This window comes from Gorillibacterium terrae (assembly GCF_051594785.1).
In the GTDB taxonomy this organism is placed as follows: Bacteria; Bacillota; Bacilli; order Paenibacillales; family NBRC-103111; genus Gorillibacterium.
The window spans coordinates 1,285,517-1,298,856 of sequence record NZ_JBPPGI010000001.1; the positions used below are offsets into that span (position 1 = coordinate 1,285,517).

Sequence of the window (13,340 nt, forward strand, 5' to 3'; positions counted from 1 at the left end):
TGCTCGATTATGATTTCTGTCGGAATTGAAGCGATCAATACGTTCGGTGGAATGGCTTACCTGGATGTCATGGAGCTGGCCGAGTACAGAAAATTGGATGCACCAAGATTCAGGAATCTATTGATGAAGGAAAAAGCGGTGGCATTGCCTTTTGAAGATCCGGTTACCTGCGCGGTAAATGCTGCTAAACCCATCATCGATTCGCTATCCGAAAGTGAAAAAAATGCCATTGAGCTATTGATTACCTGTTCGGAATCCGGTATCGATTTTGGAAAATCGATGAGCACCTATATTCACCATCACTTGGGATTAAACCGCAATTGCCGCTTGTTCGAGCTGAAGCAAGCTTGCTACTCCGGTACTGCGGGTTTGCAAATGGCGATCAATTTCATCCTGTCCCAGACTTCTCCCGGTGCGAAGGCGCTAGTGATCGCAAGTGACATATCGCGGTTCTTGGTGGCAGAAGGCGGCGATGCCTTGACAGAAGATTGGTCTTATGCGGAGCCTAGCGGCGGTGCCGGAGCTGTAGCGGTATTAGTCAGTGAACGGCCCTATATATTTCAAGTCGATGTGGGGGCCAACGGGTACCATGGCTATGAAGTGATGGATACATGCCGTCCCATCCCGGATAGCGAAGCCGGAAATGCCGACCTGTCCTTAATGTCCTACCTCGATTGCTGTGAACAGACATTTCTGGAATATCAGCGGCGGGTTTCCGGAGCGGATTATCGGACTACCTTCAACTACCTTTGCTTTCATACTCCGTTTGGAGGCATGGTGAAGGGAGCTCATCGTACGATGATGAGAAAGATGGCCGGAGCAAAGCCCGATGAAATTGAAGCCGACTTCGAGAGGCGCGTCATGCCGGGAGTGACCTACTGCCAGCGGGTAGGCAATATCATGGGAGCAACCATACTGCTCTCATTGGCAAGCACCATCGACCGAGGCGATTTTACAACTCCCAAGCGGATCGGTTGTTTTTCGTACGGGTCCGGATGCTGTTCGGAATTTTACAGCGGGGTCGTTACGAAACAGGGGCAGGAACGCCTGCGCCGGTTCCATATTGAGAAAGAACTGAACGAACGCTACCCGTTATCCATGGAAGAATACGAAAAAATCGTGCAGGAGAGCGGTACGGTGAAATTCGGAACCCGAAATGTGAAGCTGGAGCCGGACTTGATTCCGGGTGCGTTGGATAAAAGCCGCGGGAAGCGGAGGCTTATCCTTGAGGGGATTCGGGAATTTCACCGAGAATACAGGTGGACCGAATGAATTATCAGACGATAAAGGTCAACTTTCAAGACAAGGTTTGCTTTATTCAAATCCATCGTCCAGAGGCGAACAATACCATAAACGAACTTCTCATCGAGGAATGCCATCAGGTGCTGGATCTGTGTGAAGAAACGATATGCGTGGTTGTGTTGGAGGGCCTGCCGGATGTCTTTTGCCTGGGTGCGGATTTTCAGGAGATGCATGCCGACCTGTCGAGCGGTCAGCGGGTCGAACCGAAGCCGGAACGCATGTATGACCTTTGGCTGCGGCTTGCCACCGGGCCGTACATCACCATTTCGCATGTCCGGGGGAAGGTAAATGCCGGGGGGATTGGCTTTGTCGCTGCCAGCGATATGGTGGTGTCGAATCTGTCCGCCCAATTCAGCTTGTCGGAATTATTGTTCGGCGTTTTTCCGGCAGCCGTTCTGCCTTTTTTGGTCAGAAGAATCGGAATGCATAAAGCAAATTATATGACGCTGATGACCCAACCGTTTTCGGTTCAGCGGGTACTTGATTGGGGACTGGTGGATGGCTGCGATTCCGATAGTCAGGCATTGCTTCGCAAGCACCTGCTGCGGTTAAGGCCGCTCACCAAGAAGGCGATCCTCCGGTATAAACAGTACATGAGCAGGCTGAATGAAGATCTGGAGCGGGCTAAACCATTCGCCATTGAAGCCAACAGAGAAGTCTTTTCCGATCCGCAAACGCTCGAAGGAATTTACCGGTATGTTGATAAAGGAATATTTCCATGGGAGAGCTTGCCTTGAGAATCCTGACCGTTTCGGACTTGCATATTGACTTCTCCGAAAATTATGAGTGGCTAACACATCTATCCGGCGAAGAATACAAGAATGACATTTTGATTCTGGCAGGGGACATTTCCCATCAGATCACTCACATCGAACAAGCTTTTACAAGCTTAGCGGCGAAGTTTGCAAAAGTGTTTTACGTACCGGGGAACCATGATTTATGGATAACGAACAATGCTTATTCCACTTCCCTGGAGAAGCTTCATGCTATCGAAACGCTGGCCCGACAGGCAGGCATTGGAATGGAACCCGGCAGGGTGAAGGACGTTTGGATTGTTCCGCTATTCGGATGGTACGATTATTCGTTCGGAAGGCCAAATGAGGAAGTTCGGAATTCTTGGGTAGATTTCTACGCGTGCAAGTGGCCGTCAGGACAGGATGTCAACCAAATTACCAAGGACTTTACGGATCGCAACCGGGTGACGATTCCGAAGGGCGATCCGTGCATCATTTCCTTTTCTCACTTTCTACCGAGAATCGATATTATGCCTGACCAGATTCCCGAGAGCAAGAGGACCCTCTATCCCGTACTTGGAAGTGTGTTGCTTGAAAAACAGATACGCGTTTTGGAATCGGATATCCATATCTATGGGCACAGTCACATCAACAGAAATATATGCAAAGACAATACGCGCTACATCAATAATGCGTATGGGTATCCTTATGAAGCGGGTTATACTCGTAAAAAGCTGTTGTGCGTGCACGAATTTTAGCAAGAAGTTGATGCAATTCGTTGGGCGGGAGGTAGGGCCATGAAGCCTTATAATGGAGAATTATTCGTTGAATCGGATCGTGCAAGCTACAAAGCCGGTGTTTGTTTTTGCAACTACTCGTATATCGAGAGGCATTGCGAAGTCCAATCCTTTCTGCATGCGGAGGAGCTGGACTATTTTCATGAACTGAGATTTGAGAAAAGGATTAAAAGTTACCTGATCGGCCGATATGCAGCCAAGCAAGCTTTCGTCCATCAAATAGGGGGAGATCGCCTTCAACAGGTTGCGATCAAAAACGGGATTTTTGGTCAGCCGGTGCTTGCAAGTCCCCATTCGTCCCATTTGCAGGTCAGTATCACCCATTGCGGCGATATAGGCGGCGCTATTGCTTTTCCGGAAGCATGTCCGATGGGCATAGACATTGAGAGCATTTCGATTCTATCCCAGAGCGGCTTCCTCTCCCAAATGACCAACACCGAAAAGGGGTTGGTAGGCAAATTGCAAATGGAAAATGGAAGAAGTGTAGCTGAAATCGTCACCTTGATCTGGTCTGCCAAAGAGTCTCTTTCGAAAGTTTTGAAAACCGGTTTAACGGTGCCGTTTGAAATCTTGGAAGTAAGCGATATTGCATACAATGGAAACGACTATGTGTGTTACTATAAGAATTTCATTCAATACCGTACCCTTTCCACTAGAAAAGAGGACTATGTATTATCCATCACTTGCCCTAAGAATTTGAGAATCCAAAATATCGAAAAGGTGTTTGACGGATTTTGTACAAACGCAGGTCAGGTCCTCCCCGGTGATTCGTTAGATCCAACCGGAACCGATTTATAAGACTACATATTCCGCACGAGTGAATAGGAAAGCTAAAACGTGGCTGATATGAAGAATTGAAGGAGAAGATTCTGTCAGTGTGCTGCTCGACAAGCAGCACGCTTTTTTTTTGGACAAAGCGGCTTTTCCGCTGCAAAAAATATCCTGAACGGCATCGAGGTGGCTGGCTCATCCCAAATGGTTCGCCAGAAATGGATAATGAGGGGATACTTGGCGCCCCAGGTTTCCTCGAAGCGATCTAGTTCTGGTGATGAAACACTTCTGGATCTCGGTGTTCAAGATTTTGGCTTTCGGTTGACAATGAAAGCGGTTCGAATTAAAATGCGTTTGGAGGGTAATATCATCATTTATTAATTAATAATATTGTTAATGAAAACCCGAGAAGCCTGAAAGTATGAGCCTTTGAGAAGGAGAGAGCATCCATGTCCAACCTGAAAGCCCGTATGATCGTTGACAAAGCCTTCCGCATTGCAGAGGTGGATAAACGGATTTATGGATCGTTTGTCGAGCATCTGGGACGAGCCGTATACGGAGGCATCTATGAGCCGGGACATCCGGCCGCGGACGCATTAGGATTCCGCCGCGACGTGATGGAACTGGTCCGCGAGCTTCGTGTGCCGATCATCCGCTATCCGGGCGGCAATTTCGTATCCGGTTACAACTGGGAAGACGGAGTCGGCCCTGTCGCCGAGCGCCCTAGGCGGCTGGAGCTGGCCTGGCGCACCGTCGAGAGCAATGAGATTGGAACCAATGAATTCGTACGCTGGGCCAAAGAAGCCGGCTCCGACGTCATGATGGCCGTCAACCTGGGGACGCGCGGCATCGACGACGCCCGCAACTTGATCGAATACTGCAACCATCCCGGCGGCACCTATTGGAGCGACCTGCGGCGCAAGCACGGGGTGGCGGAACCGCACCGGATCAAGACCTGGTGCCTCGGCAACGAGATGGACGGCCCGTGGCAGATCGGCCACAAAACGGCTCATGAATACGGACGGCTGGCGCTCGAGACGGCCAAGGCGATGCGTCAGGTCGACCCGGGAATCGAACTCGTCTCCTGCGGCAGCTCGAGTACGGGAATGCCGACCTTTCCCCAGTGGGAAGCGGATACCCTCGATCATACCTATGAAGCGGCCGATTTTGTGTCGCTCCACCAATATTACGGCAACCGTGACAACGACACGGCGAATTTCCTTGCGCAGTCGCTGGATATGGATCATTTTATTCATACCGTGGTCTCGGTCTGCGATTACATCAAAGCCAAGAAGCGCAGCAAGAAGACCATGCTGCTCAGCTTCGACGAATGGAACGTCTGGTATCATTCCAACGGGGCGGACTCCCGGCTCGAACCGTGGACGGAAGCGCCGCCCCAGCTGGAGGACGTCTATACCTTTGAGGACGCGCTCCTGGTCGGCAGCATGCTGCTCACCTTCCTGCGCCATGCCGACCGGGTGAAGATGGCCTGCCTCGCTCAGCTTGTCAACGTCATCGCCCCGATCATGACCGAGAACGGCGGCCGGGTATGGAAGCAGACGATCTATTACCCGTACCTGCATACGTCTCTTTATGGCCGCGGAGTCTCGCTCAAGCCGGTCGTGACCTCCACTAAGCACGACACGAAGGACTTCACCGACGTACCTGACCTGGACAGCGCCGTGGTGTTCAACGAAGAGGAGGAGACGCTGACGATCTTTGCCGTCAACCGCAGTCTGAATGACGAACTTCCGCTGGACTGCGATGTGCGCAGCTTCGAAGGCTACCGGCTGGAGCAGCACATCGTGCTGACGCACGACGACATGAAGGCGGTCAACACAGCGGAGCGGGAAGAAGTGGCGCCAAAGGAATGCCGCTCATCGCGGCTGGACAACGGCATTCTGGAAACACGTCTGCCTAAGGCGTCGTGGAACGTCATCCGTCTCACCAAAGCGGAAGGGAAGTAAGGGCCGCATCGAGAACCAAGCCGGGGCGCGTTGAAGCCGGGTCCGCAGGAAGCATACCGTCGTAAGCGGTCCTGCCCATGTCGGAGAACGTCCGGATAATAGCAAAAGACCTTGATCCCGCGATGGATCAAGGTCTTTTTGCATGAGGGGAGCCGGGATACGGGAAGGAAAAGCCTATCTTGAGGCTCCCAATCCCGCATATAGCCGTTTGCGCCTGTGCAGGGCGGGAGTGCAGACCGGAGTGCAACCGAGAATGCAGGCCGCGGGCGCAGGGCCCGCGGGCTGACTGCGTTACTTCGTCGCGTTCTCCTCCGGCTGCGCTGCCGACTCAGCCTCGTCTTCTGGCTCTGCGGCTTGCGGCTTGTTGTAATAAAGGCGGAAGACGATGTCCTGATTGTAGTTGCCGAAGCCCTTGCCAAACAGGGTCACCCCGCCGATATGCTCGGATTCCTTCTCGACCGCAATCCGCAGCGTCCATTGACGGTCGCGCACGTTGACCTGTTCCAGCGTCACGTCCGACATCCGGTTACCGTCCATGAAGGTGCCGTCGTTGCTCACGATGAGGTGCTTGAGCAGCCCGTATTGGTTGACGACGTTCGGCCACCAGGAGGGACTGTATTTGCCGCGCCGGTCGCCGAAGTCTCCGGGACTCGTCCAGGTGCCGAGCTTGACCGAATTCAAGTAGAAGGTGATATCCGAAGGCCAAAAATTATTGGTAAGCGGCGCTTCCGAGGCGATCTCCATCGAGAAGACCAGCTCCTCGGGGTTCTGGGTAGACAGCAGGAAATTGGGAATTTTGTATTCAACGAACCCCTCGCTGAACCAGAGAATCTTGGCGTGAAACCGCTCCGCATCGAGAAAATAGCGGGGATCGTCCACCTCGCCGATAAACCGTTCCGCCGTCGCCAAGCCGCAGGTCGGTTCGACGGCAATATCGGTATAATGGCCGACCGAGATATCGACCTCGTGGAAGGCGCGGATGTTCTCCTGCTTGGCGGGAAAGAGGATCTCCGCCTGCTCGACCTGAAGCGTGCAGAGCTTCTGCACTCCGCCTTTGCCTGGCAGCATCTCGGTGCGAATGATCCCCGCTTTTTCCAGCTTCTTGATGTGCATCGTCATGATGGCGCTGCTGAGGCCGACCGCTTCGGCCAGCTCGCGGATATTCATCGGCCGCTTGGACAAGAGCCGAATGATCTTGAGCCGAACCTGACTGGCCAGCGCTTCGTAAAAAGGCAAAGATTTCTCGGAGATGTCGAGATTCATGGTTCCTCCGCATGATTAATAATTTTATACATATTCTATATCTTTATTAATGTTTTGGCAAATATCCGTCCGCCGATCATCTGCGGGCCATCCGGCGCATCTCCTCCGCCGGCTTCATCGGCTGCAGCATGTCTTCATGACGGCTGGACCCATGCCAGCTGCCGCTGCGTCCCGTCTCTCCGGACATGAGAGGTGATTGCAGGTCATCTCAGTATTGCTTTTTGACTTCGCTGCGAATCATTCCGATGAAGGCCTCGGCCACCGGAGACAGCGGTTCCTGCTTGCGCGTGCACACGGCGATCGGATTCATCAGGGTAAGCCCGCTGACGAATACCCGCGACACTTCGCCCCGCTCGACGTAATCCTTTACGGCCAGAGACGATATAAAGTTGGCCCCGTAGCCCGCGATCACGGCACGCACCGCCTCGCTGACCCCGTTGAATTGCAAGCCGATCTTAGGAGGATTCACATTCAAGGCGCGGCACAGAGAGAACAGCCGCTCTCGGGTGGAGCTGCCTTCCTCGCGGAGAATGAACGGCACCTTCATCATTTCGGATAAGGAAATTTCCTTGCCGGCATAGGGATGACGATTCGGCACAATAAACCACAGCTCATCCTCCAGCAGCTGCTCCCACTCAATGCCCGGCTGCTCTTCCCATCCTCCGCCGTAAACGGCCACCTCCGCGTCATAGTGGAGAAGCTGCTCCACGGCCTCGCGGGAATTGACGGTGGTCAGCACCACCTCCACCTCGGGATGCTCTTGCTTGTAACGGGCCAGCCACTCGGGAAGGAGCAGGTTAGCGGGAAGATAGGTAGCCACAATGCGCAGCACACCGCTGAAGCCGGCCTTGTACTCCCGGATGCCCGACTCAATCTCCCGCTCCAGCGCAAACAGCCGTTTGGCATAGCCCGCCACCATGCTTCCGCTATCGGTCAACAGAATGCCGCGCCCCTTTGGCGCCAGCAGTTGAAACCCCAGCTCTTTCTCCAGGTTGCGGATTTGAGCCGTAACGGCCGGCTGGCTGATATGAAGCTCGGTCGCAGCGCGGGTCACCCCGCCTTTTTCGGCAACCGTATAAAAGATCCTCAGCGCATGCAGATTCATTAGCAGGACTCCATTCCTCATCAAAATTGATGAAAAACGAAAAAATATATATTTTTCTTATGATAACCTTTCCGTTATTCTAGTATCAAGAGAAATATTTCACAAATTCCAAGAGGAAAATGGACAAGGAGTGGAACCCATGCGCAAAACCAAAATCGTTTGTACCATCGGCCCATCCAGTGAAAGCCCGGAAATGCTTCGCAAGCTGATTCGAGCCGGGATGAACGTAGCTCGGCTGAACTTTGCCCACGGGGAGCCCGAGGAGCATAGCGCCCGTATTCGCGCCATCCGGGAGGCTGCCGCCGCGGAGAACCAATATGTGGCCGTGCTCATCGACACCAAGGGTCCCGAGATCCGCATCGGCAAAATGGAGGACGCTTTCGTGGAGCTTGAAGCGGGTGAAACCGTCACCTTAACCACGGAAGAGGTGCTGGGGACCAAGGACCGCATTCACGTTACCTACAAGCAGCTTCCCCAGGACGTGAAGCCCGGCAGCATCATCCTGATCGACGACGGCCTCGTTCGCCTTGAGGTCGAACAGGCCGAAGGGACGGAGGTGGTCTGCCGAATCCGCAACGGCGGCCGCTTGAAGCCCCGCAAGGGCGTCAACGTTCCCGGGGTGAAGACCAGCCTGCCCGGTGTAACCGAGAAGGACATTCGCCACATCCGTTTCGGCGTGGAGCAGCAGGTCGATATGATCGCCCATTCCTTCGTCCGCAAGGCGGAGGACATTCTGGAGATCCGGCATATTCTGGATGAACTCGGCGCAGGACATATCCAGGTAATAGCCAAAATCGAAAACGACGAAGGCGTTGAGAATCTGGACGCTATCCTCTCCGTGGCGAGCGGCATCATGGTGGCCCGCGGCGATTTGGGCGTGGACTTGCCGGTAGAGGATGTGCCGCTGGTGCAAAAAGACATGATCCGCCGCTGCAATCTGGCAGGCAAACCGGTCATTACTGCCACCCACATGCTGGAGTCCATGCAGCAGAACCCCCGTCCCACACGCGCGGAAGCCGGAGATGTGGCCAATGCCGTATTTGACGGGACCGATGCGGTCATGCTGTCCGGAGAAACCGCCGCAGGCAAGTATCCGTTGGAGTCGGTGGAAACCATGGCCCGCATCGCAGGGAAGGCCGAATCCGTTCTGGACAGCTATAGCTGGCTGGTTCTGCAGGCCGCCCGTAAAACGCAGGACGTGACCGGAGCCATCGGCCAGGCGGTCGCGCAAGCGGCAATGGAACTGAATGCCAAAGCCATTCTGGCCCTGACGGAAAGCGGCTTTACCGCCCGGATGATCGCCAAGCATAGACCTCAGGCTCCGGTAATCGCCGTATCGTCCAAGCCTTCCGTGCTTCATGGGCTGACGATGAGTTGGGGCGTCATCCCGCTGTTGCGCAGCACGGACGTTGCGGACAGCGATGCCGCAGTGGTGTCCGCGGTGGAGCTGGCCAAGGCCGGAGGCTACGTCCAGGACGGCGATCTGGTTGTCATCACTGCGGGCGTGCCTGCCGGGGCATCGGGTACCACGAACCTGCTCCGCATCCACCGGGTAGGAGATTCGCTGTAGCTTTCATCGGTTGCCGAAAGCGCCGTTCCCGCATTCGGAGCAGGTTCTTGTGAACCTTCTCGGAAAGGGGAGCGGCGCTTTTTTATGGCTCCTAGCTCCACTACACGAGGTGCGGCGGTTCCATTGCACGAGGCACGGCGGTTCCATCACACGAGATGCGGCGGCTCCGCCCGCCGATCATCTGCGGGCCGCCCGGCGCAGCTCCTCCGCCAGCTTCATCGCCTGCCGCATGTCTTCATGCTGGCTGGACCAATGCCAGCTGCCGTAGCGTCCGATGCTGTGGATGCCCCGCTCCCGCAGATAAGCCCGCAGGACGGCAACCGCCTCCGGCTGTGGCAGGCAGTAATTGTGCTCCAGGTAGACGGGATGGATCACGGCGACATCATCGGCATCCCGGATGAATCCAAGCGTCCTCAGCTCGTCGAGAACCGTGGGAAGGAGGGCCAAGGCCTCGTTGCGGCCGGAAAATCGCAGCGGCGAACATTCCACATACATCGAGCTGAAGCCTTCGGGAGCGAGCTGCGAATTGACGTTGCTGTAGAAGCCGAGCCGGTAAAAGGACAGCTTGGGGTCGGCGGCGTACAGCCAGTCCACCCCGTCGTGCCGCTCGTTTCGGCGCACGCCCAGGTTCAGGATGAAGCCGCGGCTGGCCTTAAGGGAACGGGCCAGCCGCTTCATCGCCGGATCGGCGTCCTCGATCAGGCCGACGAGCAGCGGCAGGGGGAGGGTGCTGACGAGCGTCCGCCAGGAAAGCTCCGAATCGCCGCAGGCGAGCGTCCGGTTCCGAAGCCGGATGGAGCGGACCGGCGAGTTCAGGCGGATATCGAGTCCGCGCGCCAGATGCCGGGCGATGGCCTCGGCGCCGCCGCTTGCCGGATACCAGAATTCCCGGTTATAGCCTTGGCCTCCGGCGGGCTTCACATTGCGCAGCGCCTCATAGCCACTCGACCCGACGGCGATCTCCCGCAAGTTCCGTACGCCGTACATCTTGCGGTTGTAATCGCCGAAGAATAGCCTGTAGAGGGTCGGCCCGAAGGTGCGAAGCAGCAGCTCTTCATACTGGCGGGCCTCTCCGCCGGTTGCAACCGCCGAATTCAGCTCCCGGCGGATGCGCTGAACGAGCTTCCGGTCGGACAGCTCCTCGTAGGTCTGCTGCAGCGGGTAGCCGATCCGCTTCCCGTTCAGCAGAACATAGGCCCTTCGCTCATGCCGGACGAGCGGCAGCCCTTCAAGCAGAGCGAGAACCTCGGGCGCGTTCTGTCGGTGGAACCAGTGGCCGCCCGTATCGAAGCCAAACCGTCCCGCTGCCGTCTCCACGGTGTAGGAGCGGGCTTTGCCGCCCGCTGCCGGTCCCGCTTCGAGGATGACGGCTTGACCGCCGCAGCTTCTCGCGAAGGCGAGTCCGGTCACCCCTGCGCCGAGCACATACAGGCTCATCGGGCTGCCGCCTGTTCCGCCTTTGGACGCTCCGTTCCGGCCGGCAGCCCGAGCGCCGTCAGGATGATCCCATTCACCCGGTCCACGTCGTACACCTCCGCGGCGATCCGGCGGCTGGCCATTCCCATCCGGGCGGCCAGCTCCGGCTCGGCGAGGAACCGCCGCATGGCTCGGACGAGCCCGGAAACGCTGCGCGGCGCGACGACGAAGCCATTCTCGCCGGGAACGACCGTGTCCCGGCAGCCCGGCGTGTCTGTCGTGATCACCGGCAGCCCGCACGCCATCGCCTCCAGGATGGCCTTCGGCGTGCCCTCGCGGTAATAGCTCGGCAGCACGAAGACGGAGGCGTTGGCCAGATGCGGCCGTACATCCGCCGCTTCTCCGGCGTACTCGAGGATGCCGTCCCGCACCCAGGCTTCGATCTCCTGCGGGTCGATGGCCGACGGATTGCAGTCGAACGGGCCCACCAGGCGGAAGACCGCCTGGGGATAGCGCGGCTTCAGCAGGCGCGCCGCTGCGGCGAATTCGCGGACGCCCTTGTGCTTCAGCATCCGGGCGACGAGCAGGAAGACGATCGGCTTGCCGTCGTTTCCTTTGCGTTCCGCAGGCTGAAAGCGGGCCAGGTTCACGCCCGTTCCGGGCACACGGACCGCTTTTTCCCGGATGGAGGACCGGAGGCGGGCCAGCTCGGCGGCATCGTCGCCGTTCTCGAAATAGATTCGCTCACAGCCGTCGATGGCTCGGGCATAGAGCCGCTTGACGAAGGGCAGGAGCAGCGCGGTCTTCCAGGTCCGCTCCGCGAACAGATAGCCGAGGCCGGTCACGAACAGGTGCACCCGGCGAACGCCGGCGCGCCGGGCGGCCAAGGACCCGTACAGGTTCGGCTTCAGGGAATAGCAGAGCAGACGGTCGGGCTTCGCCTCGCGCAAGAGGGCGGTCAGCGCGACCAGGCTGCGGAGGTCCTCGAACGGGTTTAAGCCGGTATTGCGCAGCGGGATCGTCCGGCTGTGGACCCCGCCGGGAAGCTGCGCTTGCCCCAAGGGAAAATCAGGCGCGGCCGCAATCACCTCATGGCCTTGGTCGAGCAGAGCTTGAAGCAGATCATGCTGGAAATGGACATAATATTTTGCATAAGGGACGAGCAGAAGAATTCGCACGAGTCATCCTCCTTGCGGCAGAGAAGCCATATCGATGCGGCCGAGTCGACGACCGGCCAGGAGTGCGGCAAGCAGCGAGACGGCGAGAATGAGCCCCGCCGCCTGCCGGTGAAAGGCCAGAAAGACGCCGGTCCCTCCCAGGGCAACCGTAACGGCGATGGACTGGCCGACGATGGCGGGTATGGGTATGCCGAGCCTGCGCAGCCGGAGGGCATAATGGTCGGGGCTGCCCCGAAAGGGAGAATGGCCCTTCTTCAGGCGCAGCCACGAGACGAACACGGTCTCGAAGAGGGGGACGCCCAGGACGAGAACCGGGATGGCGAGCGGAAGTCCGGCCGGCTCGTCCATCGTCCACTTGAGCGCGGAGCACGCGGTCAGGTACCCGATCCACTGGCTGCCCGCATCCCCGAGGTAGATCCGGGCGGGCTGCACGTTATAGGGAAGGAAGCCGAGACAGGCTCCGGTCAGTCCGAGAAGCAGCGCTCCGTAAGCCGCGTCGCCTTTCGCCAGCAGGAGTAGAGCCAGAAAAGGCGCCGTACCGGCGCAGACCCCCGTTGCCAGTCCGTCCATGATATCGATCAGGTTCCAGGCGTTGCAGACGCCTACGATCCAGAGGACGGTCAACGCCGCATCGGGCAGGGGGGCTCCGAACACTTGCGCCCGCAGACCGAAGCTCCAGGCGCAGGCGCAGGCGGCGAGCTGGACCGCAAGCTTGGCGCTGACCGGGAGCGTTCTCCGGTCGTCGAGCAATCCGCCGGAAGCAATCAGCAGCCCGCCGAGCCCGAGCCCCAGCCATTCGCGCGACAACGAGAGCTGGCCGCTCAGGATTGCGAGGGGAAGAGCGACCGCGAATACCAAAGCGATGCCTCCCAGGTAGGGGACGGGCGCTTTATGCCGTTTGAGCGGAGGGATGGGGCGGTCGACGAAGCCGGTCTTGTTCGCCAGGACCACCATCAGCGGGGTCAACAGAAGGGCGAGCGGAAACGAAAGAGCGAAGAATAGCATGATATCGAGACGCCTCCTATATCTTTCTTCATATAGAACAATCGTTCGATATATAGAATGATAGCATGAGTTTGAAAAATATGGTAGTGTTAACCAGATTTTGCAGGTTCGCGACTGCCATAAATACTCCAAAAGCAAACGGCCCCATCTCTCCGGGAAAGAGAGGCGGGGCCGTTCGGGCATGGCGAGCGAGGGTTGGGTTGAGGCTCTGTGCGATTTCTTTATTTGTAGC

The 13,340-nt window shown here is 57.1% G+C and carries 11 protein-coding genes; 6 read left to right on the top strand and 5 right to left on the bottom strand.

What is annotated here, in order from left to right:
• Positions 1-9: 9 nt before the first annotated feature.
• From ACSEXS_RS05340 to arfA, 5 genes are all read left to right on the top strand, one after another.
• Positions 10-1,272 carry a hydroxymethylglutaryl-CoA synthase family protein gene (locus ACSEXS_RS05340; RefSeq protein WP_438432130.1) on the top strand — a complete coding sequence of 421 codons (1,263 nt, stop codon included), beginning with the start codon at positions 10-12 and terminating at the stop codon, positions 1,270-1,272.
• Positions 1,269-2,039: an enoyl-CoA hydratase/isomerase gene (locus ACSEXS_RS05345; protein ID WP_438432131.1), complete on the top strand. Its 771-nt coding sequence runs from the start codon at positions 1,269-1,271 to the stop codon at positions 2,037-2,039. The genes ACSEXS_RS05340 and ACSEXS_RS05345 overlap by 4 nt, the downstream gene beginning before the upstream one ends.
• Positions 2,036-2,794: a metallophosphoesterase gene (locus ACSEXS_RS05350; protein ID WP_438432132.1), complete on the top strand. Its 759-nt coding sequence runs from the start codon at positions 2,036-2,038 to the stop codon at positions 2,792-2,794. Before ACSEXS_RS05345 ends, ACSEXS_RS05350 begins: the two co-directional genes overlap by 4 nt.
• Positions 2,795-2,833: 39 nt before the next feature.
• Positions 2,834-3,631 carry a 4'-phosphopantetheinyl transferase family protein gene (locus tag ACSEXS_RS05355; RefSeq protein WP_438432133.1) on the top strand — a complete coding sequence of 266 codons (798 nt, stop codon included), beginning with the start codon at positions 2,834-2,836 and terminating at the stop codon, positions 3,629-3,631.
• 422 nt (positions 3,632-4,053) lie between these two features.
• Positions 4,054-5,571: an arabinosylfuranosidase ArfA gene (gene arfA / locus ACSEXS_RS05360; RefSeq protein WP_438432134.1), complete on the top strand. Its 1,518-nt coding sequence runs from the start codon at positions 4,054-4,056 to the stop codon at positions 5,569-5,571.
• 291 nt (positions 5,572-5,862) lie between these two features.
• Here arfA and ACSEXS_RS05365 read toward each other — a convergent pair whose 3' ends face one another.
• Positions 5,863-6,834 carry an ArsR/SmtB family transcription factor gene (locus ACSEXS_RS05365; protein WP_438432135.1) on the bottom strand — a complete coding sequence of 324 codons (972 nt, stop codon included), beginning with the start codon at positions 6,832-6,834 and terminating at the stop codon, positions 5,863-5,865.
• 208 nt (positions 6,835-7,042) lie between these two features.
• Positions 7,043-7,939 carry a LysR substrate-binding domain-containing protein gene (locus tag ACSEXS_RS05370; protein WP_438432136.1) on the bottom strand — a complete coding sequence of 299 codons (897 nt, stop codon included), beginning with the start codon at positions 7,937-7,939 and terminating at the stop codon, positions 7,043-7,045.
• A gap of 139 nt (positions 7,940-8,078) precedes the next feature.
• Here ACSEXS_RS05370 and pyk point away from each other — a divergent pair, with 139 nt between their 5' ends.
• The gene (pyk, locus tag ACSEXS_RS05375; protein ID WP_438432137.1) at positions 8,079-9,509 is read left to right on the top strand and encodes a pyruvate kinase; all 1,431 of its coding nucleotides are present in this window, start codon (positions 8,079-8,081) and stop codon (positions 9,507-9,509) included.
• A 177-nt stretch (positions 9,510-9,686) separates the two neighbouring features.
• Here the strand turns inward: pyk and ACSEXS_RS05380 are convergent, their stop codons facing one another.
• From ACSEXS_RS05380 to ACSEXS_RS05390, 3 genes are read right to left on the bottom strand one after another with little or no spacing between them, the layout of a single operon-like run.
• Positions 9,687-10,946, bottom strand: a complete 1,260-nt coding sequence (locus ACSEXS_RS05380; protein ID WP_438432138.1) for a protoporphyrinogen/coproporphyrinogen oxidase — start codon at positions 10,944-10,946, stop codon at positions 9,687-9,689.
• A complete protein-coding gene (locus ACSEXS_RS05385; protein WP_438432139.1) occupies positions 10,943-12,103 on the bottom strand; it encodes a glycosyltransferase family 4 protein in 1,161 nt (386 codons plus the stop codon). Before ACSEXS_RS05385 ends, ACSEXS_RS05380 begins: the two co-directional genes overlap by 4 nt.
• Positions 12,104-12,106: 3 nt before the next feature.
• On the bottom strand, positions 12,107-13,108 hold the full coding sequence (locus ACSEXS_RS05390) for an MraY family glycosyltransferase (RefSeq protein WP_438432140.1): 1,002 nt from the start codon (positions 13,106-13,108) through the stop codon (positions 12,107-12,109).
• Between the last annotated feature and the right edge of the window lie 232 nt (positions 13,109-13,340).